The organism is Rhizobium sp. BK376 (genome assembly GCF_004341625.1).
Taxonomy (GTDB): Bacteria; Pseudomonadota; Alphaproteobacteria; order Rhizobiales; family Rhizobiaceae; genus Rhizobium.
Genome location: NZ_SLZG01000031.1, coordinates 1 through 22,590 on the forward strand (window position 1 = coordinate 1; position 22,590 = coordinate 22,590).

Sequence of the window (22,590 nt, forward strand, 5' to 3'; positions counted from 1 at the left end):
CCGTCAGGTTGGTCTTGAACAACCCGACCCTAGCGGAAAACACTGATGGCCGCCCGCAAAGCCGATCACCCGCTACAGCGCAACGAGAAGCGCGCAGGCACTCGGCTTTGCTATCTCCCGCCAGTTACACCATCTCCTGGGGCACGATCGCTTCACGCCCGTCCAATTCCCGTGCATCCATGACGAGGTAATGGTTGATCCGCGTCCATAAGCCCATTGCTCGCCATTCATAGAAATAACCCTGCACGGTCGTGAAGGGCGGGAAATCCTTTGGCAGCATCCGCCATTGGCAGCCCGCCGAGGCAAGGTAGAGGATCGCGTTCACAACCTCGCGCAAGTTCGTCGTGCGCGGGCGGCCCAGACGTCGTGCTTCAGGCATGAACGGCGCGATCATTCCCCATTCCCGATCCGTCAGGTCGCTTGCATAGCGGGATGATTTACGAACATATTGCCGCCGAGTGGTTTCGGTCCAGGCCATCGTGAACTCCTTCGAATCTTGAACAAATCCGACGGAATCACATCCTACTGAAATCACTCAACTCTTTTTCGGTCAGGCTCTTAGGTCTGATCTTGAACCATTTGCGCCACCGCCGCCTACCTCAGAGCTCTCAATTCTTGGCGAGGACAGACCCCTCCTTCGGCGGACGCTCCCGACTGGCAGCGGTCGCCCACCCACTTTGGTCAAACTTATAGGACCTCAAAAAAGGTTCCTCCTCATGCCATGCGCGAGCGCTGCCCCCCATACCGAGCCTGCGACCCCCGCTATAAGATTAGGTTCCGCTACTTGCGTCCGCATGACGAACTCACGCAAACCAATCGTGACGCCCGCCAGCAAAATACTTCCCACGATCGCAACACCTGTCTTTTGAGACATCATTTTGGCGATGAGGGCGCTTATTGTGGCAAACACTACAAAGCGAACAGCGATCGCCTGAGATCGGCAGGGTCTTTTCACCCGAGACAGCGCAACGGCGTTCATAGTTATCGGTGATCGTCAGGCGAAACGCGCCCTGCCCTAATCTCGGCTTGATCAGCGTCGGATTGCCGAAGCGCTCAGCCATGATCGGCTCTGTATTGCGAATCTCAGGAACCGAGTTCAATCGATCTGTGACTGCGGACCATAGATATTGCCCATCCCCTTCCTTCGCGTTGAATCCCTTACCGGTCACGATGTTTGGCGACCAGCTCTCCGGAACAGGCAGCCAGAGCTCTTTCGGCCAAAAGAACGGCTGGGTCAGTATCCGACAACCGATGACGGGATCCTGTCGATCGTCCAGGGCAATCGGATCGCGGCGATAGCTCGCAATTCGCGCCCGCATTTCAGAGCGACTGGAAACGGCATTCTAAAGGCCAAAGGCTTCCCAGGCCAGAGACAGCGGCGCGATTGACGCGTGACCGAAGATGCCGCCGCCAACGATGAAGTTGTTTGGCGAATGCAGCTTGAAGAGGAATAGTTCGCCGGGCTGAAGCGCCCGAAACTGCGTCGTCCCGCTGGGTTGCCAGAAATTCACTTCGTCATGTGGAACAGAGGCGCTCAACTGATCGAACCAGACCTTGTCCGTAACGCCGACGAAGAGACGGACCATGGTCTAGCCTCTCAGCTCGGCTGTGTTTTGAAGCGCCGACGTTCTGGCAATCCACGTTGTCAGTGCCGCAGCCCGAGAGCCAACTACTGCGGACCATAGCTTACAGATCGTCGTCGTCTTGTTCCTTTTCACTTCGGCGTTCCTCACGCGTCCACCGTGCCTCATGTCGTGAGCACCCGCCTGAGATCAGACAACAGCTTTTCGCGCCGGCCCTCCGAAAGTTTGGCCAAGTTGTCGACCTTCCAGCGCACCGCCGGCAAGTCCGCGGCTCCAGGCACGCCTAGCAAGTCCCAGTCTGGCTCGCCGGCCTTGAAGGAGAGAAGAAAGCGCCGGTGCTCGGCAGGCATCTTGCCAACGACCTCGGCGATTAGAGCTTCACGAGCATCGTACAGCGCCTCCAGGGTCACGGGCTCTTCCGTCATGCCGGCAAACCCCGCATCAAACTCGTGGCGCAAGTCCTTGCGCGTCGGCGCCAAGACCTCGCCCATCGGCCTGTTGTGGCTCAGGATGTAGACTATGAAGGCACGCCGCAGCTCATCGGATATTCCCTCATTCGCGAGCAGATCCCTGACATCGAACAAGTCTCGCGGATGCTGCCGATCCAAAGCGGCGACGATCTTGCCGGCGTAGAGGTCCGGGAAGGACACAACGGGCACCTCGGCATATCCGAAGAGCTCTTCGACCCGGTCGCAAACCGCCCGTGTCTCGGGAGAATAGACGCAGCCACGAATGACAGGCGTCACCTCGATCTTGATCTGCACACCGTCGGAGGTAACCAGCACCTTTGTTGCAGCGCCTTCGCTGTGCAGCGGCACGGCCTGGGTGCGGCTGCGCGGTACATTCTCGGCTATTCGGGCAGCAATCCGTCGTATGGCGGCATCGATATTGGCGAGAGAAGTCGCGCGATCTTCGACCGGCAGATAAGTCAGATCGATATCGACCGACAGACGTGGAAGGTCTCGAACGAAAAGATTGATGGCCGTGCCACCCTTCAATGCAAAGACGTTCTCCTCTGCAACGAGCGGGAGAACTCGAACGAGGAGGCTGACTTGCGCGCGATAGGCTTCAGACGCCGGCATCGAGTGTCTCCGGCACAGTGATCTGATACTTGCTGTCCAGCCGACCGCCGACCACGATCTGGCGCTTGCCACGACCGAGGTCGATACGTTTGAGATCGAGCCGGCCGAACCATGGATGAGCGTGCCGCTCGGCGAACCAGAGGAACAGCCGCTTCACCTTCACGCTGCGGCACGCTTCCAGCACGGCCTGAACCCGCTTCGGGCTTAGAGTGCGAACCGACTCCATTAGGACGTCCGCTTGATGGAAGGTCTCCCGGGATGGGAGCAGGTCGAGAAGCTCGCAAAATGCTCGCTCCGGCGCGGAGACATCAAGCTCCCACCCCCAGTGTCCCCATGCCAGGCGCATCCTTCCAGGTGCCTCGGCATCAAAGAGCCTGTCTGCCTTATGTTCGACGAACTGAGCGTCGGTCGGTATCCGCTCTACCCAGCCAGGCAGACTGCCATAGGCATACAGATGGATTTCTGGCTTGCCCGAAAAGCGGAGGTAGTGCGTCAGGCCTTGTAGCTCGAGGGCACTGCGGCCACCGACGTGCACGGATTTATCCAGAAGTCGTTGGAGCGAGATGATCACGCGCTGCCAGGCTATCGCCTGATCAGCGTTACCGGTTGGCCGCTGATAGACGCCACGAACGACACCTTCGAGCCAGCCCTGCGCCACATACTTTTCGCGCCACTGCCGACGGTAGCCGTGCTTTTCCAGCCAAGCGGTGTCAACCACCAGCCCCTCAGGGAGCAGGCGATGAAGTTGGTTTATCTTTTCGTTCTTTTGACCTACCATTAGTGGGCTAAAATAGCACGAGTCCAAACCGCGAGACAAGTTCGAGAATTCGTATTTTCGACCCATCAATGGTAGGCATAAACGCGCAATATTCAAACCACCAAGACACAACGAACCTGGAGGAGGAAATGGCCAACCTGCCGAAATTCACGCTTACGCATAACGAGAAGAAAGATCGCTGGGATTTGACCAAAGATGGCGCGAGTCGTCCTGCGGCGAGTTTCGACACCAAATCTGATGCGACCAAAGGCGGCGCCCTCGAGAAGGCTGTCGGCAAGGATGGAGGATCGATCAAGATCCAGAAGGTCGACGGTCAATTTCAAGAAGAGCGGACTTATCCGCGTGCTGCCGATCCCAAGAAATCGCCGGGCTAATTCGTATCCACCTCTCGGCACTTCAACGAAAGCAACCCGCATGCCTCGCACGATCGACGAAGTCATGGCCGATCTTCCACCGGCCCAGCAGGAAGAAATCGAGAGGCGATATCACGCGTTGCGTCGAACTCTGCCGTTCCCGCAGCGCGACAAAGCGCCAGACGACCCGCCTGCGGCCAAAAGCATCGGACCTCGCCTGCCGCGCCATCAATAACCTATCGAGACTTCCTCACTCTCGCCAGCCTACCACCGCGAGGGCGTGAAGCCGTGATCGTCATCGTCACCAAATAGGCGCTCCGCCTCGAAGCGATCCTCGATCGCCCGCGGAGACAAGCGAGCCTCGCGCCGCGTCAAGTGCTCTGTGGTCCAAGCCAGAAACGCCGACAATCTGGGGCTCGGTTCGGCCGAAACCTCTTCGGTGAGCATGGCGATGAGACGACGTAGTCGGTCCAGTTCATCAAGTTCGGAGAGAAGCGCGCTCAGTCCGGTGGTGCGGCGATCCTGAATGTGTTTGACGCGCGCAGCTAGTTCGCGGCGACGACGCTCCTCCTCAATCCTCCGCTGCTCTACCTCCCGCCTGAGCCGTTCTTCAGTTTTCGCCGCAGCAAGCACTGCAAGGCCTACAGCGATGTCGCTGGCCATATTCTCCAGCCGCTGAACCTTGGCGTCGCGGAAACTGCGGCGCGGCGCGCCCCCCCCCGGAAAACATACACCTGCTCGAACTCAAACGAGAGCTGGCCGGTCGGATGATGGTCCCATTCCGGAAAGCGAGGCCTGTCGGAGAATAGGTCATCCCAAGAGTTACGCCGTGCCGCACGATCCCTTTTTCGTTCCCAAGCCTCCTCCTTGGCTCGCTCAGCATCCGTCAGAACATGCTTTTCTCGCCTGATCGATTCTGCGATTGAGAAGCCGACAGTCTCAGTTTTGGATTTGAACTTCGCCAAGCCCTCGCCTGCGACGAGCTCAAAGCCCTGGAGTGATGCTGCCCGGATAATCCGCGGCAGCGCGATCGCAAGGCGGTCGATCGACAACGATGCCACCTCACACTTGATGAGCCCAGGCCCGTCAGCAACAACGATACCGATATCGGATGGCTTCGCTTTTCTGAGGCCCGCGAGCGTCCGCTCGATGATCGGGTGCGGCGGGGTTGCCTGGCTATCATCACCTTCAGACGCAAGGATACGCGCCTGTTCGCGCACGCCCGCAAGTGCGGCGGCTTCGCGGCTCAGATCCGCATTGGCAATTGTAATCCCATGGGCACTCCCTGCCTTGGCTTTCGGCAGCGGCGTTTGCTTGACCTTCTTCCCCGCAGCCTTCTTTGCCCACCAGCCAAGAGGTGGATTAGGGATGATCGAAGAGGATCGGGCCGTCATTCATTAAAATCGGCAAAGCGATCCTCTATCCAACTGAGGAGCTGGAGCGCTGGGATCGCTCAAACCTGGTTTCCTGTAGACGCATGTCAATTGCACCCTTCGATAAAACGGAGGATTGAAGTGGACTGAATGAGCAGGGTTGACCTTGAATTGACGGTAGATGCCGCCTGCATGGTATCCGTCAAAGGTCGGGTCAGCCCTGGTTCTGATCTACGCTCGCCTAAAGGCGGAGCTTGACCGTGCGGAATTCGTGCAACAGCATGCGAATCTGGGCTCCTGAAGTATTGCCCGGATTGTACCGGGATTACCACGATTTGGCGCCCGTTACAGATACCAGATACCGGCACCATCTCATCTCGATGATATGGCAACATACTGTAAAACAAGACTTTTTCTGATTGAATAGGTTGATCCACAACCAGCCAGCGCAGGAGTCGACGGGGCCTCCTTCGACTCAGATCGTCGTGCGAATATGCCGTTCGCGTCCATAGAGCGACACGAGGATGACAATGATGAGGCCAAGGGCTGCCTGAACCGCGGCGGGCTGGAAGCCCATGCCGATCAGCAGCGTGTTGATCTCGGTTAGAACAAGCACGCCGGCAATTGTGCCGAGATAACTGCCGCGGCCGCCGACAAGCGCAGCACCGCCGACGACAACAGCAGCAATGGTCTGGAAGAGATAGGGCTGGCCGACATCACCATAGGCAGAGCCGGTAAAGCCGAGCAGAAGCACGCCGGCGACCGCCGCAAAGAAGGCGCTGATCGCAAAAGTGATCACCCACATCCTGACTGGATCGATGAGCGCGAGGGGCGCTGCTCCCGGATTGCTGCCGAGCGCATAGAGCCGACGCCCATAAGGCGATCTCGATAGCACCAGAATGATCACAGCGGCGAGCGCGACAAGCGCCGGGATGAGCCATGGGAAGGGCAGAGGCCCGACGGAGCCGCCGATGGAGACAAAATCGGACACGGCCTGCGGTGCGGAGCCCGAGGGGAAGCCAGCCGTCCAGAGGAGGACCGCGCCCTGCACGATCATCCCGGATCCAAGCGTTACGATGAGCGGATGAATCTCCAGCTTGCGCGAGACGTAGCCGTTGAACGCACCAATCAGCAACGCGATGACCGCCACCAGCAGGCAAACCAGGGCGAAATTCCACTGCTCGCCATAGAGCTGCGCTGCCACGACATTGGCAAAGCCGATGACGAAGGGAATGGAAAGATCGATGCCACCGAGGATGACGACCAGCGTCTGCCCCACGCAGGCGACCGCCAACAGCGAAGCGATGACCAGCATCGCCCGGATCGCGAAGGACGAGGAATAGCCGGGAATGAGGATCGTGCCGACGAGGTGCAGGAGTGCCGCGATGACGAAGGCACCGAAGATGCGTCCGCCGGTGCTGGCGAGGAAACTTTTGAAACGGATCATCACGCCCTCCCCTTAACCGCGCGTTCCTGCACCGCCGTCAGGATGACGGCTGCGACCAGAATGGCGCCGTAGGCAATCTGCAGGACATAGGTCGAGACGTTGAAGGAGGTCAGCACGCTCTGCAGCAGGAAAATATCGATCGCGCCGATCGCCGCACCGATCAGCCCGCCGCGGCCGCCCGCAAGGCTGACGCCGCCAAGCGCGACCGCCGCAATGGCAATCAACGTATAGGTCTGGCCGATATTGGGATCGGCCGAGCCGATGAGCGCCGTCAGCATCAGCCCTGCGACACCGGCAAAGACACCTGTTATCACATAGGCGATGAAACGAACGCGCGTGACATCGACGCCGGCGGTATAGGCGGCGCGGTCGTCGCTGCCGATCGCCATCAGGAGATCGTAATAGGGAAGACGACGGATCAGCCACCAGGCTATGGCAATGACGGCCAGCGGCAAGATCGAATAAGTGCCGGCCATGGCCTTCAGCCAGTCGGGCGCAGGGCCAACCGGAGCGGGAAGGATCGTCAGCGTAACACCTGACAGCACCAGATAGGTGCCGAGCGTCGCGACGATCGGCTGGATGCGGATGACTGTTGTCATGAAGCCGTTGATTGCCCCGATTAGAGCCCCGACGAGAAGCGCTGCCGGAACGAGGACGAAGGGCGAGGAAATGCCGGCGGAGAGAAACAACGCCTCAATGACGATGGCGTTGACGAAGCCCATCAGCGGACCGACCGATATGTCGATGCCGCCGCGACCGCCAAGAATGACCGGCGCGGAGGCGAGCGCTGCCCCGATCAGAGGGGCTGCGAGGCCGATCAGGGTTCCCCAGGCAGACGGCGCGAAGCGCGCCGGATTGAGAAAGAGGTTGATGACCAGAAGCACCACGAGCAGGACAACGGCAAAGCCGGCGCTGCGCAGGATGGCTGACGTTTTAGAAGGTGATGCCATCGTCATGCGGCCCGCCTGAACATGGCTGAAATGACATTGTCCGTGGTCATGGCCTCTCCCGTCATTTCCGCCGTCACTTCGTTTTCGCGGAAGACCAGAACGCGTCCGCAGAGAACCAGGATTTCCTCGATCTCGCTCGACAGGATGACCAGCGCCATTCCCTCCCGCGCCAGTTCGCGGAAGACATCATAAAGAACATGACGCGTCGCGACATCGACGCCGCGTGTCGGGTCGTTGAGCAGGAGGACGTCAGGCTCCAGCGCCAAGGCACGGGCCAAGAGCACCTTTTGCTGGTTGCCGCCCGAAAGCGTGGTGATCGCCGCATCCGGCCTGGGCGCAGAAATGGACAGCTTTTCGCGATAGACATCGTATCGGCGGCGCCGGCTCTTCATGCTGATCAACCCAAGCAAGGAATCGCGGCCGACAGTCGAGATGGCGAAATTGTCGAGCACCGACTGGGTTGGGAAGATCCCCGTCGCGCGTCGGTCGCGCGGCAGGTAGGCGACACCGTTTGCCACTGCCTTGCGAAAGCCGTTGATCTTCGTCTGCCGGCCGGCCTTGTCGAGCATAACCTCACCGGAGACGGGCTCGCGAAGGCCGGCAAGCACTTCAAGGAAGCGCTCCTGCCCATGACCGTCAAGACCGGCCAGCCCGACGATTTCGCCCGGACGGATCATTTGCGAGATCGGCGCAGCCCCCTGCCCGATCACAATGCCTCTGGTTTCGAGCGTCATGGCGTCAGGCATGGAAAAGCTCCGCTGCGGTCTGGGGCGCCATGGCCTTCAGCAGTTCGGCAGGTGTCGAGACGCCGCAATCTTCGGTCTTCACCACCCTGCCGCCGCGCAGGATCGAAATCCGATCGGAAAGGGACATGACCTCATCCATGCGGTGCGTGATGAAAAGCAGCAAAGCGCCCTCGCCGGCCAGCTGACGCATGAGCCGGAAGACGGATTCACGATCCGCATAGTCGAGCGCCGCCGTCACCTCGTCGAGGATGAGAACGCGCGGCCTGCGCACCACGGCGCGGGCAAGCACGATGAGCTGCTGCGCAGCAAGCGGCAGCGAGCCTGCGGGCGCATCGAGCGGAACGTCGGTTATCGCGAAACGACCGAGCGCGGCGGCGGCGGTTTCGCGGCGCTTGTCGCGCCGGATACGGCGCTTGAAAGGACTGTCGAGACCGAGAAGAATATTGTCCGTCACCGTTCGATCGGGCGCAATCAGCACCTCCTGGAACACGGTCGCGAAGCCGACGGCCTGGAAATCGGCCGGCGCCTTGCCACTCAAGGGTTTGCCATCGAGGCGCATGGTGCCGCCATCCGGCTCGACGATGCCCGACAGCAGCTTCACCATCGTGCTTTTTCCCGAGCCGTTTTCGCCGAGGATCGTATGCACCGTCCCCTGGCGAAAAGCGATCGTGGCGTCCGAAAGGGCCACCGTCTCGCCATAGCGCTTGGAGACGTTTTCAATATCCAGCATGTCTCACTCATGAATAAAGGGGATCGCAACCCATCGGCTGCGATCCGGCTTCGTCACTTTATCAGATCACCTGCTACCACATCACTTGGCGCAAGCGTCCGGCGTCTTCGAGTAATCCCAGCCGATGGTCGGCTTGGCGCCCGTGAAATAGGCGTCCAGCAGATCTTCCGGCATCGGATCGGTCGGCGGAACCGGGAAGACAGAGACGGCATCCGGCGTCATGCAGTCCTTGTACCACTTGCCGAGATCGGCTTCATGCACCGCCGGGATCGGGATCATCAGCGTGTTCAGCTTCGGCTTCTGGCCATCGAGCATGCGCGCCGCGACACGGAAGAGCGTCTGGGCGGTCCAGTGCGGCAGCAGCGCATGGCCTTCGAAGCGGTACTTGTCCGGATTGGCCTTCCAGTAGCCGAGCGCATCGCCGGTCAAGGAACCCGTGATCAGCGGTGCCGGGCGACCTGCCTGGGCGAAGGCTTCGGCAATCACGCGGCTTTCGCTGCCCGTCGACCAAACGGCATCGATCTGGGCCGGGTTGGTCGCGATCGCCTGCAGGACGACGGTCTTCGTCACATTGGCCGTCCAGTTGCCGTTGACGCTGCGCGAGACCTTCAGGCCCTTGTCCTCTTTCAGCGCCTTGTCGGCACCCTGGCGCTCCTGGGCGACGATCGGATGGCCGGCAATGCCTTCGACCATCAACACATTGCCGCCTGACGGCAGCGACTTGTTGATGGCGGACATCATGTCGTAGCCCCAGCGGGCATAGTTGCTGTCGACATTGATGGCATCAGGGCTGGTGACCGAGCCTGCGGCCGTGATGAAGGGAATGCCGGCCTTGGCAGCAGCGGCGACAGCATCGTCCAGCGCCGTGGCGGAACCCGGGATCGAGGTGATGATCGAGCACTTCTTGTCGATGAAGGCGCGGATCTGGTTGATCTGCTGGCTCACATCGTTGTTGCTGTCGGAGACTTCGAAGCTGGATACGGTACCGTCGGCGATCAGGCCATCGACGAGGCGCTTCAGCTCCTTGGTGACTGTCACGCGCCAGGGATTGCCCTGGTAGGATTCCGAGTGGCACCATTTCCAGGGCTTCGGTGGCGGGGTCCAGTTGTCCCAGGCCGAGGGCAGGATCTTCTGAGGCGCGCCGTCGTATTGTGCCTTGAGCGGATCCGGCAGGGCGCCGACGACGGAAGCCACATCTGCAGCATGGGCGTGCGCTATCATCGCCAGCACCGCCGTTGCGGCCATCACGCCGCTCATCATTCTCTTCATATCCACTCTCCTCCATATGTTGGCCCGCCTCGCGCGGGCATCTCGGTGCCTGACAAGCGTCGACGAAGTCGACCCCCTGCCATTCCCGATTTCCTCCTACCTCATCTTCTTATGTGAAGAGTATTTTCACATATGGATTATTTTGACAAGTGGGAGCCGAAAGCTGTGGCTTCCTTCATAGGCCGTGATTATATCGCGAAACGTCGTATTTTCGCCGAGGTTCAGGCAGTGCATACGATTTGAATAGCGATTTTTGGAGGAGTGTAATGGGCCTGAAATATCTGGTTTTTGTCGGAACTCTCAACCGTGCGGCGCCATATTTCCAGGGTGCCAACGGCGACGGTCTTTCGGTCTACAGCTTTGACGAGGACACGCTTGCCCTCGAGAGGCTGGCCAATGTTCCCGATATCGAGAATCCGACCTTCCTCTCCGTCGATGCGAGCGGCAATTACGTCTATGCAAATTCCGAAGTCTTCGGCTGGAAGGAAGGTCTCGTAAGCGCCTTCCGTTTCGACCGCGAAGCCGGCACGCTCGACTACATCAATATGCAGCCGTCGCTTGGCAGCATCACCGCCCAGAATGCCGTTACGCGCGACAATCGCAAGCTGCTTGTCGTCAACTACGGCATGGGTTCGGGCGGCCCCGATCAGGCGGCCATCGTCTACGGGCTAAGAGGTGACGGCGGGCTGACGCCACCGATATCGAGCGTTGCCCGCGAGGGAACCGGACCGAATACCGACCGGCAGGAACGAAGCCACGCACACAGCATCACCGAGATTGCCGGCAATATCGTCATCCTCGCCGATCTCGGAACGGACAGCCTCGCCTCCTACCGACTGTCGGCCGACGGCACGCTGGAAGAGCTCGCGGACACCAAGACCGCGCCCGGTGCCGGACCGCGTCATGTGGCCTTGCATCCAAACGGGCAACTCCTCTTTGTCATGAACGAACTGGATTCAACGATTGCCAGTTTCACAATCGATGCGAAGAGTGGCGTGCTGACCGCAGCCGATGCCCAGCCGGCCGTTCCCGAAGAGGCAAGATCGAAAAATCACTGTGCCGATATCCAGATCTCGCCGGACGGGCGTTTTCTCTATGGCTCCAACCGCGGTCACGACAGCATCGTGGTTTTCGAAACAGATCCGGAGAACGGCAAGCTTTCTCACGTCGGTTTCTTTCCCTGTGGCGGCGCGACACCACGCAATCTGGCCCTGACGCCCTCCGGCCGCCATCTGTTCTGCGCGAACCAGAATGCCGACCGGATTTCGATTTTCGAGCGGGATGTCCAGACCGGTGCGCTTGCCGATACCGGCCAGGCAATCGAAGTCGGAACGCCGATGTGCGTGCGCATCGTGCGCTGACCACTGACCGAGCAGCCGGCTCTGCGCTACGACGCGCGAACGGGAAGGATCAGGCTTTGACCATCCCGTTCGCCATCAGCCAGGTGACGGCCTCCTGGACCGCCTGCAGCGAAGTATAGCGCGGCGCATAGCCGAGGAGACGCTGCGCCTTGGCGATCGAGCAGTTCGGGCTGCGGGCGATATGCTCCCATGTCGCCTTTGCGTCCTCCGGCGACTGGCTTTCAGCCCATTTCTCGTAAGGCAGAAATTCAAGGTTTGGCTCCCGCCCGAACCAGCGCGACATCGCCTCGGCATATCCTCTCAAGGTCAGGGCTCCGCTGGAAACCGCATGAAAACTCTCGCCGATCGACGCGCTCCAGTTGGCGATCGCACCCATGAACATGGCCGCGACATCGTCGGCATGAACGTGATGCACTGTCTCGAGACCGAAATTGGGGAGAGCGAGCAGGTCTCCCCGCGCCAGGGTCGAAAACACCGAGTTGTTGAAATTGCCGGCGGGATTGAGAGGCGCCCAGCCGGGACCGACGATATGGCCGGGATGAATGAGGGTCGCCGGAAAGCCCTTGTGTCGCGCCTGTTCAAGGAGATAGGTCTCGATCGCTGCCTTTTGCGTTCCGTACTCACCGAATGGGCGCTTGGGCGCGTCCTCCGGCGTCGGCACGACGGTCGAATGACCATGGGTCCAGATGGTGCCGGTGTGCAGGAAATGGCCGACATGCCCCGACAGGGCTTCCACGAGATTCCGAGCGCTTTCCAGCTTGAAGCAGATCATGTCGACGACGATCTCGGGCTTGAGGGCGCGGATGGCGGGGCCAAACTCGCCAGATTTCTCCATTGTCTCGCGGTCCATCTGCCGCTGCTCGACGGCGGACCAACCCTGATGCGGCAGGTAGGGTTTTGCTTGGCCGCGGCTGACCGTGACGACATCATGTCCCGCCTCGACGAGCCTCGGAACCAGATAGGTGCCCACGTGCCCGGTCGCTCCGATCACCACCACTTTTGCCATGCCATCTCCTCCTCGATATCAGCATAGGTCTTCCAGATAGGCCCAAGCTAGCGCGGGATAGTTTCGCTGCCAGCGCGACCTATTGTTCCAGGGAGGCGTCCCAACGCATATTTTGGGCCCTCAACAACCCAAGAGCGAAAAAACGGCCCATATCCCTGTGGTATTTTTATTCGCGCGAAAACGTGCGATGACGCCATAAAAACACGCAAAAGTAGATGACGGCATGGTTAAACGATTTATTCTGCTGAGGTCGATGGGACTATATTCCCTCCCGCCTCCGACTTTCGTCGGAACCTAAATCACCACAGAAGGTTTTAATAGACTGGCGACCATCTGCAAAAGACTTTCGTCAGTTGGTTGAATTCACAGCCCTCTTAAAATATATTGGTTTTAAGGGCCTAACTTGAGGAGCACGGACTCCGATGAGTTTTTCGCAGCGTAGGGCCGCGCGAGGTAATGTCATGTACGCACCACGCGTTTTTGCAAGCATGATTGGCGCCCTTCTCGCCTTTGCCGTCGCGACCTATTTTCTGACACAATCGCTCCCAAGAACGCTTATTGAGACGATTATCTGCGCCATTTTGCTGCAGGTAGGCTATTTTCTGGGAGTTCTCTATCTCTCCTGGAAAGAAACCAAGGCGCGCAGGGCGCGGCTTGGTGACGGCAAGACGATGGGCGTCGGCCATACCGACGACACGTCCGTGGGCTTGCCGACTTCCAATATGAACCGTTCAGAGCCGCTTAATCGCTGATCCAGCTGCAAGCGGCGGTCTCTTCGGATTTCATTGTCCTCGTAACATCTTGTGAGCCGGTCTGAGGTTGTCCTGTGAGGCATCCTGTCCTAAGTCGTTGACCTGAACGATGGAGGTTGACGTGACAGAGACGGCAGCAAACAACGTATGCGTCATCATCGCGGCCAAGAACGCGGCGGATACGATCGAACTCGCAATTGCCTCCGCATTGCGGGAAACAGAAGTCGCCGAAGTGGTTGTCATCGATGACGGCTCATCGGACAGGACCGCGCAGGCGGCGCGAGACGCCGATGATGGAACGGGTCGGCTTGTCGTCGTTGAATTCGAAAAGAATCGCGGACCTGCCGGCGCGCGCAATCATGCGATCGAGATTTCCAGGTCTCCGCTCATCGCCATTCTTGATGCCGACGACTTCTTCTTTCCCGGTCGCTTCAAGCCGATGCTTCAGGCAGATGATTGGGATTTTGTCGCCGACAATATCGCCTTCGTTGAGGCCGAGACCGTGCCGAGCGCCCACACCAAGCTCGACCATTTCCATCCGCAGCCGCTTTTCCTTGATCTCGTCGCCTTCGTGGAGGGCAACATCACGCGCAAAGGTGTGCGGCGCGGCGAGATCGGCTTCCTGAAGCCGATCATGCGCCGATCCTTCCTCGATGCGCATGGCCTTCGCTACAACGAGAGCCTGAGGCTGGGCGAGGATTACGATCTCTACGTCCGGGCGCTCGCGAGAGGCGCGCGCTACAAGATCATACATAGCTGCGGTTATGGCGCCGTCGTGCGCGGAAACTCGCTGAGCGGCAGCCACAGGACCGAGGATCTGCGCCGGCTTTACGAAGCCGACCGCGCCATCCTTTCAAGCTCACCATTATCGCCGGAAGCCGCCGAAGCGATCCGTCGGCATGAGCGGCACATCCGGGGCCGCTACGAGCTGCGGCACTTCCTCGACCTCAAATCGAAATCCGGGCCGGGCGCGGCACTCGCCTATTCGCTGGCAAATCTCGGCGCCGTGCCGGCGATTGCCGGCGGCATCTTCCAGGACAAGACCGAACGCTTCCGCAAGAACGGAGTGCCCGTGGCGACAGCAGGCCCCAAGGGGCTTCGCTATCTCCTACAGGCACCCGCCGAAGGCTGAGAGCCAGAGCGGGATGCCGAAAAGTGTGTGCGGCTTTCGGTTCACATCCCGCTCTAACTTAGAGACGGTTACGGCGCGTCAGAAATAGTCGCGCCGAACCGTTCCGATGACATCGAGAAGCATCTGCTTGCGGCTTGCCAGCACCGAGTCGGCGCTGAGCTGCGGCTTTGCCTTGCTCGCCTGCCAGAGAGCGAGCGCTGAAGGAGCAGCAAGCGCCTGCTTCGCCATAGACCTCAACGAAGTCTGCTTCGGCTCGGCCACAAGCACGGTCTCGTCGAAGTGACGCTTGTTCGGATCGTCTACAGGCGGATCCGTATGGTCGAAATCCATGCCCCAGAAGCGCGCGCCCTTGATGATCGCTTCCGCACGGGTGGAGACCGGAACGTGTTTCGGCGCATAGGTGACGCCGACGGTCCGCGCCCAGTCGTTCCATTTGAAGCTGTTGATCGAACGCGAAGTGCTGACCGCAATCCACGGCACGCGAAATGCATCGGCAAGGATGGCGCCGTGCATCGATTCAGCGACGATCAGTTCCGATTGCGCTATCTCACGGATGACCGCCTTCGCTTCGCCGCGCGGATCGAGATAGGAAAGGCCGACAGTCTTGCAGATCTCCGGCCAGAGGCCGGCGACAGCAGATTCCCAATGGGGAATGAATGTGCGCCGGCCGTTCTTCGACAGGTTCTGGAATTCCGGCATGTCAGTGACCATCACTGCCGGATCGATGATGCCCTTTTCCGCGGGCAGACCGACCTTCTCCGCCGTGAGCGGCCCGCGCACGCAGCGTATGTCCCATTCGGCCGCGTTGCTCATATCGGGAAGCGCGCCGTAGCCGAAGCCGCTGCCGATCACGAGTTTGTGGATGCCTTCGGGAAGAAGCGCCTTGTTGAGAACAGTGCCGACGCCGACAAGCATGGTGTCGTGACGCACGTCGCGAAGGCCGGGGAGCAGAAAGTCCCAGAGCCAGAGATTGAGATCGTCACCGAAATTACCGTGATCGGATTCCCAGTAGAATGGCTTCATTCATGTCTCCATTGATTTTAAGGGAGGCAAGACGCGGCTTTTGCCGCGTCGGGATTGTGTTTGACCTTCGCCTGCATGCTGCAGGTGCGAAGGCTACCGGGAGAGTTTGCCCACAGCAAGTTGTACGGCGCTCTGCAGGATGCCTGGATCGCGCCATGCCCATTTTGCCAGCAGGCCAAACTGCGGCAGCCTGCGGTGTTTCACCTGCCGCATCTGGCTCCAGAGAGCCTGCCTGCGGGCGGTATCCTTGTAGGAGCGGATCGATGCCACATCGCCGGGCCGCCGGGAGAAGCGCGTCTCAAGTGTATCGAGTGCTATCCAAGTATTGAACTGCTGGCGCACGAATTGCGGAGAATCGTTATCGATGCTGTGAAAGATGTTGATCCCTTCGCCGCGCAGGGCTCCTGCCTCATCGCAAAGAAGGACGCGCTTGGCCGCCATCATGCAATCGCAGAAGAATAGCACATCTTCCGCCGCCAACCGCAATTCGGCCTCGAACCTGATCTTCTCGAAGAGCGGCCTGCCGATCACCATGCAGGAGAGGTGCAGGAAGCTCCAGTTCTTCAGCATGACGCTGGCGATGTTTGGGATCTCCATCAACAGCGGCGCCTGCGACAGGCGGACGACCTCCTCGGACTTGGCAAGCTCGGCCATGCTGAAGTGATAGTAGAATTCCTCGCCGCCATGGATCGATGCCCAATAGCAGTCGCCGTCGAAGCTTGTCAGGCTATCCAGAGCGTTCTGTAGATGCTGCGGCGTCCAGACGTCATCGGAATCGAGGAGCGCGACATACCGCGTATCCGCCGGCACATTGTCGAGCCCGGTATTGCGTGCGCCGCCCGGACCGGCGTTCTTCTGCTTGATGACGGTGATGCGCGCCCGCTCCTCGTTTGTCAGTGCAGCAAGATCCTGGTCGGGAGGTAAGGGAGATTCGTCATCGACGATGATAACGTCGAAATCCTGGAAGGTTTGGCTGGATACGGATGTCAGTGCCCGCTGCAGTATGCCAGCCTGCTTTTGGTAGAAGGGGATGATAATTGTAAACGTCGCCATTTTTTCGCCCCTGCGTGTTTCAAGAAAGAGTTTGCAGTCTCCTAGATGAGGTCGCGGCCGTGCGCTTTCGGCAGTCTCAGTTGCTGGTCCTTTTCTGAGTTGAAGATGGACGACCCGATGCCGTCCCTCACCTAGCGTGAAATCGATTCCGAACAATGCCGGTTGGGAGATTTATCCTTGACCGGCACATTCGGGCTGAAATTTGTCATCGGATCGATTTTAGCCGCCGGATCGCCTGAGCGAAATCCCCGAGCCGGAAGCAACGTCATCGACACAACCAATCTGCCCAGGATGACACCCCGCTAATTCTTCCATGGGTTGCGTTTCTGCCACAATCTGTCCACTTTTGAGCATGCCGACTGCCGCGTCGCGCAAAAAATCTTCATCATCCCAAAAAAACTTGCGCACCTCAAAAGCTTCCGTAAGGACAGTTCATGATTATATTCGATTATGCTTGAACGCATTGCCGCATAAGCATTTTCTCATACTTTCGGGCTATCGACCGTCCGCATTTTGCAATTCCAATAATGATGCATATAGGCGTTCCGAATCGGGATTCGCACCATTTTTTGCTGCAGTGCCATATTTTCTTCCGCCAAAACGCCCTAGCTTAAGCGTGCGGGCTCAAGTCTGCTCTGGTTGAAACGGCTACTAAGGGAGGCGTAGCCCAATAGGGGTGACTGACATCGTGAACGTTGATGAAGACGTTTCGCCAAATTTATTTTTGACGCGTTTAGCGCCGGTCGATGGCACGGCGCCTATCAATTCTTCTTTCGTGCGGGCGGCAAGCTCGCGCGCCAAAGTAGTGCAACCAGAAGACGTCCCCCAGCTTCCAGTGTCGCCGATGGCGGCCATCGTTTCTCCCTTCAGCAAAGGTGACACATGACGACGACCCTCGCCCATGCGCTTAAACTTTGCCTAAGTTCGCTCGCCCTTTCGGGCGCCGTCCTGGCCCCCCTTGCCGCCACTGCGCAGGAAGATCAGGCCAATGGAACGTCATTCGTCGAGAACTTCGACAGGATCAACAACGGCTTCTGGTACGTCTCTGATGGCTGGAACAATGGTCCGCACCAGAACTGCACCTGGTCCAAGAAGCAGGTGGATGTGAAGGATGGAATCCTGGAGCTGCATTTCGCCGAAGGCAAGACCGGAGAGCGCAACTATGCCTGCGGCGAGATCCAGACGACCAAGCGTTACGGCTACGGCACCTATGAGGCGCGGATCAAGACCGCGACTGGTTCCGGCCTGAATTCCGCTTTCTTCAGCTATATCGGCCCAACCGACAAGAAGCCCCACGACGAGATCGATTTCGAAACGCTGGGCAAGAACCCGAACCAGGTGCAGGTCAACCAGTATATCGGCGGCAAGGGCGGCAACGAAAAGCTGGTTCCCGTTGCCGGCGGTGCGAACCAGGGCTTCAACGACTATGCCTTCGTATGGGAGAAGGACCGGCTGCGCTACTACCTGAACGGCAAGCTCGTACAGGAAGTCACGGACCCGTCGAAGATCCCAAGCCACGCACAAAAGATTTTCCTGAGCCTCTGGGGCACGGACACGCTGAGCGACTGGATGGGCAAGTTCGCCTACACAGAACCGACCATGATGCAAATCGATCGCATCGCCTTCACCGCGATGGGCGACAAATGCCAGTTCGCTGAATCCATAGCCTGCGCTTTAAATTGACGCCTTGCTTCGAACGCGGGGGAATCCCGCGGTCAAATGGAATTTGTTGACGCAATTTCATCGAGTTCACGCCCAGGCCCCGGCCTGTACGAAAACGGAAGCTTTGATGCTGCATGTACTTTATTTCGTCCACGATCTAGCCGACCCGGCAGTGCGCCGCCGGGTTCTGACGTTGCAAATGGGTGGTGCACGAGTGACGCTTGCCGGCTTTCGTCGTGATCAGAACGAGCTCGCTGCCGTCCAGGGCATCATGCCGATCGAGCTTGGCCGCACGCATGACGGCCGTTTCGGCCAGAGAATGAGCGCAATCGCGAAGTCGCTTTTTCGGCTGGGCGCAACGCTTGCATCCGTCGATCGGCCCGACGTCATCATCGCCCGCAATCTCGAAATGCTGGCGGTCGCAAACCGTGCGGCCTCACAATTCGGCGGCAATATCCCGATTGCCTACGAATGCCTCGACATTCACCGTCTGCTGCTGCGCAAGGATGCGGCCGGTAAGACAATTCGGGCAGTGGAACGATATCTCGGCGCCAATGCGCGTCTGCTTCTGACAAGCTCGCCTGCTTTCGTCGAGCATTACTTCCGTCGCCTGTCCGGCCTCGAACTGCCGATCATGCTGCTTGAAAACAAGGTCCTGGCACTTGGCGAAGACAGCGAAGGCGACATGCCTCGGAGCCGAGCGCCAGAAGCTGGCAAGCCCTGGAAAATCGGCTGGTTCGGCGCCCTGCGCTGCCGCAAATCGCTGGCACTCCTTTCGGAATTTTCGCGGCGGATGGAAGGGCGCTTCGAAATCGTCCTGCGCGGACGTCCGGCGCGCTCGGAATTCGACGATTTCGATGGCTTTGTCTCCAACGAACCACACATGACCTTCCACGGTCCCTACAGGAATCCCGAGGAACTCGCGCAGATCTACAACGAGGTCCAGTTTTCCTGGGCGATCGATTTCTTCGAGGAAGGCCAGAATTCGAACTGGCTGTTGCCGAACCGGCTCTACGAAGGTTGTCTTTACGGCGCCGTGCCGATCGCCATGAGCGGCACCGAAACCGCGCGCTTCCTCGCCACCCGCAAGATCGGCCTGCCGCTCAAGACGGCGACCGCAGACCATCTTGCCGAGGTCATGGGTGGCATGACCGAACAAGATTATCTCGACCTGTTTGCAGCCGTTGCAGCCCAGGATCGCAGCAACTGGATTACCGACCGTTCGGAATGCCTGGCGCTGGTGCAGCGCCTGAGTTCACTCACCCCAGCAACCCGGCCCTCAATCCTCCCCGAGGCCGTCTCCCAACCGCATGGCAACAAAGGCGGACTGCTATGAAGACCGATGCTCGTTCAGACGTGCGCAGCTTGATCATCATTCCATGCCTCAACGAGGCAAAGCATATCGAGCCGCTGATTGCGAAGCTTGAACAGGCCCTTCGCGACCTCGACGCGCAGATCGTCGTCGTCGATGGCGGAAGCACCGATGGGATGCGTGAGATCGTGCGGGAAATCGCTGCTGCCGATCCGCGGGTCATGCTGCTCGACAATCCGAAGCGGCTGCAGAGTGCCGCCGTCAATCTTGCGGTCAAGGAACTCGGCCAGGGCTACGACTATCTCATCCGTATCGACGCGCATGGCGACTATCCGCTGGATTACTGCCAGAACCTGGTTGAGGAAGCCCTCGAAACCGAGGCGGATTCCGTGGTCGTCGCCATGCATACGATGGGTTTCAGCCTGTTCCAGAAGGCGACCGCGGTCGCGCAGAACTCCAAGTTGGGGAATGGCGGCTCGAAACACCGGGAGGGCGCCAAGGGGCATTGGGCCAATCATGGCCACCATGCCCTGATGCGCGTCTCCGCCTTCGAAGCTGTGGGCGGCTATGACGAGACCTTCAGCCATAACGAAGACGCCGAGCTCGACTATCGCCTGAAGAAGGCCGGCTACGGCATCTGGCTGACCGACAAGACGGCGATGACCTATTATCCCCGTTCAAGCGTCAGCACGCTCTTCAAGCAGTATGTCGGATATGGCCGCGGCCGCGCGCGCAACATCCTCAAGCATCGCAGCATGCCGAGCATCCGCCAGATGCTGCCGCTTGCCGTCGTTCCGCTCTTCGTCGGTGCGTTTCTGGCGATCCTCAACTGGATTGCCGTGATCCCCGTCGGGCTCTGGGCATTTGCCTGCGTCGGCTACGGCTTCTGGATCGCGCTTGGACAGAGAAATCCTTACGGCCCGCTCGCCGCCGTGTCTGCGATGGTCATGCATTTTGCGTGGTCGGCAGGTTTCTGGCTTGAACTCCTGAACTTCCGCAACAGAAGGATCGCCTCGTGACGCAGTCGGCACAGACATCCGGCCGAAAGCCGATCAAGGTCGATATTGCCGTCTGCACCTATCGGCGCAGCGAGCTGGACCAGACCCTGCTATCGCTGGCGATGCTTTCGATCCCCATGGGCGTTGCCATCAGGATCATCGTGGCCGACAACGACGTGACGCCCAGCGCGCGCGAACGCGTGGAGGCAATGCGTTCGGCGATCCCGTTCGAGATCGTCTATGTCCATTGCCCGGCCTCGAACATTTCGATCGCCCGCAATGCCTGCCTCGACAATGCCAGCGGCCACTTCGTCGCCTTCATCGATGACGATGAGACCGCGTCCGAGGACTGGCTTGCAGAACTGCTTGCCACCGCCGATGAAACAGGCGCCGACGCCGTGCTTGGCCCGGTGCGTGCAGTTTACCCGAATACGGCGCCTGGCTGGATGCGGAGCGGAGATTTTCATTCCACCAGACCCGTGTGGGTCGGCGGGCGCATCGTCACCGGCTATACCTGCAATGTGCTCCTGCGACGCAATGCACTGTCGCTGCTCGGACGTAGGTTCAATCTGGCCCTTGGCCGCAGTGGCGGCGAAGACACCGAATTCTTCACGCACATGGAACAGGCCGGCGGACGTATCGCCTTTGCCCGTGATGCCTGGGTTCTGGAGCCGGTGCCGGAAAAGCGCGCGCAATTGGGCTGGCTTGCCAAGCGCCGTTTCCGCTTCGGGCAGACGCATGGCAGGCTTCTTCAGGAACAGTCGTCGGCGCGAATGAAAAAGGTCGCGGTGGCTGCCTCCAAGGCCGCCTATTGTTTCGCCGCTGCCGGCGCCTGCGCCTTCATGCCCATCCAGCGTTACCGCTATGGCCTGCGCGGCATCATGCATGCCGGTGTGGTCAGCGGGCTGATGGGCGTACGCGAGATCGAACAATACGGCACGCTGGAGACGACGGCGCAATGAGCGAATTCATACCCGACGTCAGCTTTATCATCGCTGCCTACAATGCCGAGGACACGCTGGAACGCGCCATCGACAGCGCGCTCGGCCAGGGCGGCGTCAGCATGGAAGTCATCGTCGTCGACGATTGCTCGACGGACGGAACGCGCTCGCTCGCTGAGAACCATGGCGATCCGCGCGTGCGAGTGGTCGCCCTTCCCCGGAACGGCGGACCGAGTGCCGCCCGTAACGCGGGTCTCGACGTGGCGACCGGGCGGTGGGTTGCCGTGCTTGATTCCGATGACGCCATGCGGCCGGATCGACTGGCCCGCATGATCGCCAGAGCAGAAAAAGCGGAAGCGAAGATAGCGGTCGACAACCTCGACGTCGTCCGCGAGAACGCCGATGAATACTATACGATGTTTCCGGACGACAAGCTGGCCCGCCTGCCGGAAATGTCGCTCGCGGACTTCATCACCTCTAACGTGATCTTCCGTTCCGAGCATAATTTCGGATACATGAAGCCGATCTTCGAGCGCGCCTTCATCGAGAGCCATGGGCTACGTTTCGACGAAAATCTGAAGATCGGTGAGGATTACATCTTTCTCGCCTCGGCATTGGCCGATGGCGGCCGGTGCGTCGTCGAGCCGATGGCCGGCTACATCTATTACATCCGCAAGGGCTCGATCTCCCGCGTGCTGGAAATCCACCATGTCGACGCGATGATCGAGGCCGATAAGCGTTTTCTTGGCTCGCACACACTGGATGCAGAGGCTCTGGCCGCACAGCGGCGGCGCGCCCGAAGCCTTCGGGAGGCAAGGTCGTTTCTCAATCTTGTCCAGAGCATCAAGAGCAAATCCCCTGTCGGCGTGCTCAAGAACGCCTTCAGCAATCCCCGCGCGGTCAGGCATCTGAGCATGCCGATCGTCGCGCGCCTGAAACGTTTTGCGGCGTTTTTCCGGCGCAGAAACGAAGCCGCTGCCGCTTCCTCGGCAGCACTCCCCAGCATGGGCAAAGGCCCTCACTCTAACAAAGGATAGAG

At 59.6% G+C, this 22,590-nt stretch carries 25 protein-coding genes and 1 pseudogene; 10 read left to right on the top strand and 16 right to left on the bottom strand.

Annotation, left to right across the window (positions count from 1 at the left end):
- Nucleotides 1-148: 148 nt before the first annotated feature.
- From EV561_RS32445 to EV561_RS32460, 5 genes and pseudogenes are all read right to left on the bottom strand, one after another.
- A pseudogene (locus EV561_RS32445) lies at nt 149-478 on the bottom strand (transposase); the annotation flags it as partial.
- A 325-nt stretch (nt 479-803) separates the two neighbouring features.
- Complete coding sequence (locus tag EV561_RS37690; protein WP_207910635.1) at nt 804-1,319, bottom strand: hypothetical protein; 516 nt, start codon at nt 1,317-1,319, stop codon at nt 804-806.
- A gap of 24 nt (nt 1,320-1,343) precedes the next feature.
- Nucleotides 1,344-1,586 (bottom strand): hypothetical protein, encoded by a 243-nt coding sequence (locus EV561_RS37695; protein ID WP_207910636.1) that lies wholly within the window; start codon nt 1,584-1,586, stop codon nt 1,344-1,346.
- 161 nt (nt 1,587-1,747) lie between these two features.
- Nucleotides 1,748-2,665 carry a nucleotidyl transferase AbiEii/AbiGii toxin family protein gene (locus EV561_RS32455; RefSeq protein ID WP_132528020.1) on the bottom strand — a complete coding sequence of 306 codons (918 nt, stop codon included), beginning with the start codon at nt 2,663-2,665 and terminating at the stop codon, nt 1,748-1,750.
- Complete coding sequence (locus EV561_RS32460; RefSeq protein WP_132528021.1) at nt 2,652-3,443, bottom strand: type IV toxin-antitoxin system AbiEi family antitoxin; 792 nt, start codon at nt 3,441-3,443, stop codon at nt 2,652-2,654. The genes EV561_RS32455 and EV561_RS32460 overlap by 14 nt, the downstream gene beginning before the upstream one ends.
- Nucleotides 3,444-3,571: 128 nt before the next feature.
- Between EV561_RS32460 and EV561_RS32465 the strand changes: the two genes are divergently transcribed.
- Nucleotides 3,572-3,817 carry a DUF2188 domain-containing protein gene (locus EV561_RS32465; RefSeq protein ID WP_132528022.1) on the top strand — a complete coding sequence of 82 codons (246 nt, stop codon included), beginning with the start codon at nt 3,572-3,574 and terminating at the stop codon, nt 3,815-3,817.
- A 243-nt stretch (nt 3,818-4,060) separates the two neighbouring features.
- On the opposite strand, the gene EV561_RS37700 is transcribed toward EV561_RS32465, so the two are convergent.
- The 7 genes from EV561_RS37700 to EV561_RS32500 form a co-directional block, all read right to left on the bottom strand.
- Nucleotides 4,061-4,459, bottom strand: coding sequence for a hypothetical protein (locus tag EV561_RS37700; protein WP_207910637.1), 399 nt, complete (start codon nt 4,457-4,459; stop codon nt 4,061-4,063).
- Nucleotides 4,438-5,190 (bottom strand): hypothetical protein, encoded by a 753-nt coding sequence (locus EV561_RS37705; RefSeq protein ID WP_207910638.1) that lies wholly within the window; start codon nt 5,188-5,190, stop codon nt 4,438-4,440. The genes EV561_RS37700 and EV561_RS37705 overlap by 22 nt, the downstream gene beginning before the upstream one ends.
- 454 nt (nt 5,191-5,644) lie before the next feature.
- The gene (locus EV561_RS32480; RefSeq protein ID WP_132528023.1) at nt 5,645-6,616 is read right to left on the bottom strand and encodes an ABC transporter permease; all 972 of its coding nucleotides are present in this window, start codon (nt 6,614-6,616) and stop codon (nt 5,645-5,647) included.
- The gene (locus tag EV561_RS32485) at nt 6,616-7,566 is read right to left on the bottom strand and encodes an ABC transporter permease (RefSeq protein WP_132528056.1); all 951 of its coding nucleotides are present in this window, start codon (nt 7,564-7,566) and stop codon (nt 6,616-6,618) included. The genes EV561_RS32480 and EV561_RS32485 overlap by 1 nt, the downstream gene beginning before the upstream one ends.
- Before the next feature lie 2 nt (nt 7,567-7,568).
- A complete protein-coding gene (locus tag EV561_RS32490; protein ID WP_132528024.1) occupies nt 7,569-8,312 on the bottom strand; it encodes an ATP-binding cassette domain-containing protein in 744 nt (247 codons plus the stop codon).
- Complete coding sequence (locus tag EV561_RS32495) at nt 8,305-9,042, bottom strand: ATP-binding cassette domain-containing protein (RefSeq protein WP_132528025.1); 738 nt, start codon at nt 9,040-9,042, stop codon at nt 8,305-8,307. Before EV561_RS32495 ends, EV561_RS32490 begins: the two co-directional genes overlap by 8 nt.
- 81 nt (nt 9,043-9,123) lie before the next feature.
- Entirely contained in the window at nt 9,124-10,311 is a 1,188-nt protein-coding gene (locus EV561_RS32500) for an ABC transporter substrate-binding protein (RefSeq protein ID WP_132528026.1), read from the bottom strand.
- Between the two features lie 266 nt (nt 10,312-10,577).
- Between EV561_RS32500 and EV561_RS32505 the strand changes: the two genes are divergently transcribed.
- Entirely contained in the window at nt 10,578-11,672 is a 1,095-nt protein-coding gene (locus EV561_RS32505; RefSeq protein WP_132528027.1) for a lactonase family protein, read from the top strand.
- A 49-nt stretch (nt 11,673-11,721) separates the two neighbouring features.
- Here EV561_RS32505 and EV561_RS32510 read toward each other — a convergent pair whose 3' ends face one another.
- Nucleotides 11,722-12,678 carry an NAD(P)-dependent oxidoreductase gene (locus tag EV561_RS32510; protein ID WP_132528028.1) on the bottom strand — a complete coding sequence of 319 codons (957 nt, stop codon included), beginning with the start codon at nt 12,676-12,678 and terminating at the stop codon, nt 11,722-11,724.
- A gap of 461 nt (nt 12,679-13,139) precedes the next feature.
- On the opposite strand from EV561_RS32510, the gene EV561_RS32515 reads away from it, so the two are divergent.
- A complete protein-coding gene (locus tag EV561_RS32515) occupies nt 13,140-13,430 on the top strand; it encodes an exopolysaccharide production repressor protein (RefSeq protein ID WP_132528029.1) in 291 nt (96 codons plus the stop codon).
- A 121-nt stretch (nt 13,431-13,551) separates the two neighbouring features.
- Nucleotides 13,552-14,562 (top strand): glycosyltransferase family 2 protein, encoded by a 1,011-nt coding sequence (locus tag EV561_RS32520; RefSeq protein WP_132528030.1) that lies wholly within the window; start codon nt 13,552-13,554, stop codon nt 14,560-14,562.
- A gap of 78 nt (nt 14,563-14,640) precedes the next feature.
- Here EV561_RS32520 and EV561_RS32525 read toward each other — a convergent pair whose 3' ends face one another.
- From EV561_RS32525 to EV561_RS32535, 3 genes are all read right to left on the bottom strand, one after another.
- Entirely contained in the window at nt 14,641-15,585 is a 945-nt protein-coding gene (locus EV561_RS32525; RefSeq protein ID WP_132528031.1) for a polysaccharide pyruvyl transferase family protein, read from the bottom strand.
- A 93-nt stretch (nt 15,586-15,678) separates the two neighbouring features.
- Nucleotides 15,679-16,638 carry a glycosyltransferase family 2 protein gene (locus EV561_RS32530; protein ID WP_132528032.1) on the bottom strand — a complete coding sequence of 320 codons (960 nt, stop codon included), beginning with the start codon at nt 16,636-16,638 and terminating at the stop codon, nt 15,679-15,681.
- Nucleotides 16,639-16,857: 219 nt separating this feature from the next.
- Nucleotides 16,858-17,046 (bottom strand): hypothetical protein, encoded by a 189-nt coding sequence (locus EV561_RS32535; RefSeq protein ID WP_132528033.1) that lies wholly within the window; start codon nt 17,044-17,046, stop codon nt 16,858-16,860.
- A 280-nt stretch (nt 17,047-17,326) separates the two neighbouring features.
- On the opposite strand from EV561_RS32535, the gene EV561_RS32540 reads away from it, so the two are divergent.
- The 6 genes from EV561_RS32540 to EV561_RS32565 all read left to right on the top strand — a co-directional run bounded on the left by EV561_RS32540 (nt 17,327) and on the right by EV561_RS32565 (nt 22,588).
- Nucleotides 17,327-17,524, top strand: coding sequence for a hypothetical protein (locus EV561_RS32540; RefSeq protein WP_132528034.1), 198 nt, complete (start codon nt 17,327-17,329; stop codon nt 17,522-17,524).
- Nucleotides 17,521-18,321, top strand: a complete 801-nt coding sequence (locus tag EV561_RS32545) for a glycoside hydrolase family 16 protein (RefSeq protein WP_132528035.1) — start codon at nt 17,521-17,523, stop codon at nt 18,319-18,321. The genes EV561_RS32540 and EV561_RS32545 overlap by 4 nt, the downstream gene beginning before the upstream one ends.
- A gap of 106 nt (nt 18,322-18,427) precedes the next feature.
- Nucleotides 18,428-19,636 carry a glycosyltransferase gene (locus EV561_RS32550; protein ID WP_132528036.1) on the top strand — a complete coding sequence of 403 codons (1,209 nt, stop codon included), beginning with the start codon at nt 18,428-18,430 and terminating at the stop codon, nt 19,634-19,636.
- Nucleotides 19,633-20,631 (top strand): glycosyltransferase family 2 protein, encoded by a 999-nt coding sequence (locus tag EV561_RS32555; RefSeq protein WP_132528037.1) that lies wholly within the window; start codon nt 19,633-19,635, stop codon nt 20,629-20,631. The genes EV561_RS32550 and EV561_RS32555 overlap by 4 nt, the downstream gene beginning before the upstream one ends.
- On the top strand, nt 20,628-21,572 hold the full coding sequence (locus EV561_RS32560; RefSeq protein WP_132528038.1) for a glycosyltransferase: 945 nt from the start codon (nt 20,628-20,630) through the stop codon (nt 21,570-21,572). Before EV561_RS32555 ends, EV561_RS32560 begins: the two co-directional genes overlap by 4 nt.
- Nucleotides 21,569-22,588: a glycosyltransferase family 2 protein gene (locus EV561_RS32565; RefSeq protein WP_132528039.1), complete on the top strand. Its 1,020-nt coding sequence runs from the start codon at nt 21,569-21,571 to the stop codon at nt 22,586-22,588. The genes EV561_RS32560 and EV561_RS32565 overlap by 4 nt, the downstream gene beginning before the upstream one ends.
- The last annotated feature ends 2 nt before the right edge of the window (nt 22,589-22,590 follow it).

Bases quoted from the DNA above. Each gene is read 5' to 3' on its own strand.
- EV561_RS32530 (WP_132528032.1), bottom strand. From the start codon at position 16,638: ATGGCGACGTTTACAATTATCATCCCCTTCTACCAAAAGCAGGCTGGC.
- EV561_RS32545 (WP_132528035.1), top strand. From the start codon at position 17,521: ATGACGACGACCCTCGCCCATGCGCTTAAACTTTGCCTAAGTTCGCTC.
- EV561_RS32490 (WP_132528024.1), bottom strand. From the start codon at position 8,312: ATGCCTGACGCCATGACGCTCGAAACCAGAGGCATTGTGATCGGGCAG.
- EV561_RS37700 (WP_207910637.1), bottom strand. From the start codon at position 4,459: ATGGCCAGCGACATCGCTGTAGGCCTTGCAGTGCTTGCTGCGGCGAAA.
- EV561_RS32550 (WP_132528036.1), top strand. From the start codon at position 18,428: ATGCTGCATGTACTTTATTTCGTCCACGATCTAGCCGACCCGGCAGTG.
- EV561_RS32465 (WP_132528022.1), top strand. From the start codon at position 3,572: ATGGCCAACCTGCCGAAATTCACGCTTACGCATAACGAGAAGAAAGAT.
- EV561_RS37690 (WP_207910635.1), bottom strand. From the start codon at position 1,319: ATGCGGGCGCGAATTGCGAGCTATCGCCGCGATCCGATTGCCCTGGAC.
- EV561_RS32500 (WP_132528026.1), bottom strand. From the start codon at position 10,311: ATGAAGAGAATGATGAGCGGCGTGATGGCCGCAACGGCGGTGCTGGCG.
- EV561_RS32525 (WP_132528031.1), bottom strand. From the start codon at position 15,585: ATGAAGCCATTCTACTGGGAATCCGATCACGGTAATTTCGGTGACGAT.
- EV561_RS32505 (WP_132528027.1), top strand. From the start codon at position 10,578: ATGGGCCTGAAATATCTGGTTTTTGTCGGAACTCTCAACCGTGCGGCG.
- EV561_RS32480 (WP_132528023.1), bottom strand. From the start codon at position 6,616: ATGATCCGTTTCAAAAGTTTCCTCGCCAGCACCGGCGGACGCATCTTC.
- EV561_RS37695 (WP_207910636.1), bottom strand. From the start codon at position 1,586: ATGGTCCGTCTCTTCGTCGGCGTTACGGACAAGGTCTGGTTCGATCAG.
- EV561_RS32460 (WP_132528021.1), bottom strand. From the start codon at position 3,443: ATGGTAGGTCAAAAGAACGAAAAGATAAACCAACTTCATCGCCTGCTC.
- EV561_RS32455 (WP_132528020.1), bottom strand. From the start codon at position 2,665: ATGCCGGCGTCTGAAGCCTATCGCGCGCAAGTCAGCCTCCTCGTTCGA.
- EV561_RS32510 (WP_132528028.1), bottom strand. From the start codon at position 12,678: ATGGCAAAAGTGGTGGTGATCGGAGCGACCGGGCACGTGGGCACCTAT.
- EV561_RS32515 (WP_132528029.1), top strand. From the start codon at position 13,140: ATGTACGCACCACGCGTTTTTGCAAGCATGATTGGCGCCCTTCTCGCC.
- EV561_RS32495 (WP_132528025.1), bottom strand. From the start codon at position 9,042: ATGCTGGATATTGAAAACGTCTCCAAGCGCTATGGCGAGACGGTGGCC.
- EV561_RS32485 (WP_132528056.1), bottom strand. From the start codon at position 7,566: ATGGCATCACCTTCTAAAACGTCAGCCATCCTGCGCAGCGCCGGCTTT.
- EV561_RS37705 (WP_207910638.1), bottom strand. From the start codon at position 5,190: ATGACGGCCCGATCCTCTTCGATCATCCCTAATCCACCTCTTGGCTGG.
- EV561_RS32555 (WP_132528037.1), top strand. From the start codon at position 19,633: ATGAAGACCGATGCTCGTTCAGACGTGCGCAGCTTGATCATCATTCCA.
- EV561_RS32565 (WP_132528039.1), top strand. From the start codon at position 21,569: ATGAGCGAATTCATACCCGACGTCAGCTTTATCATCGCTGCCTACAAT.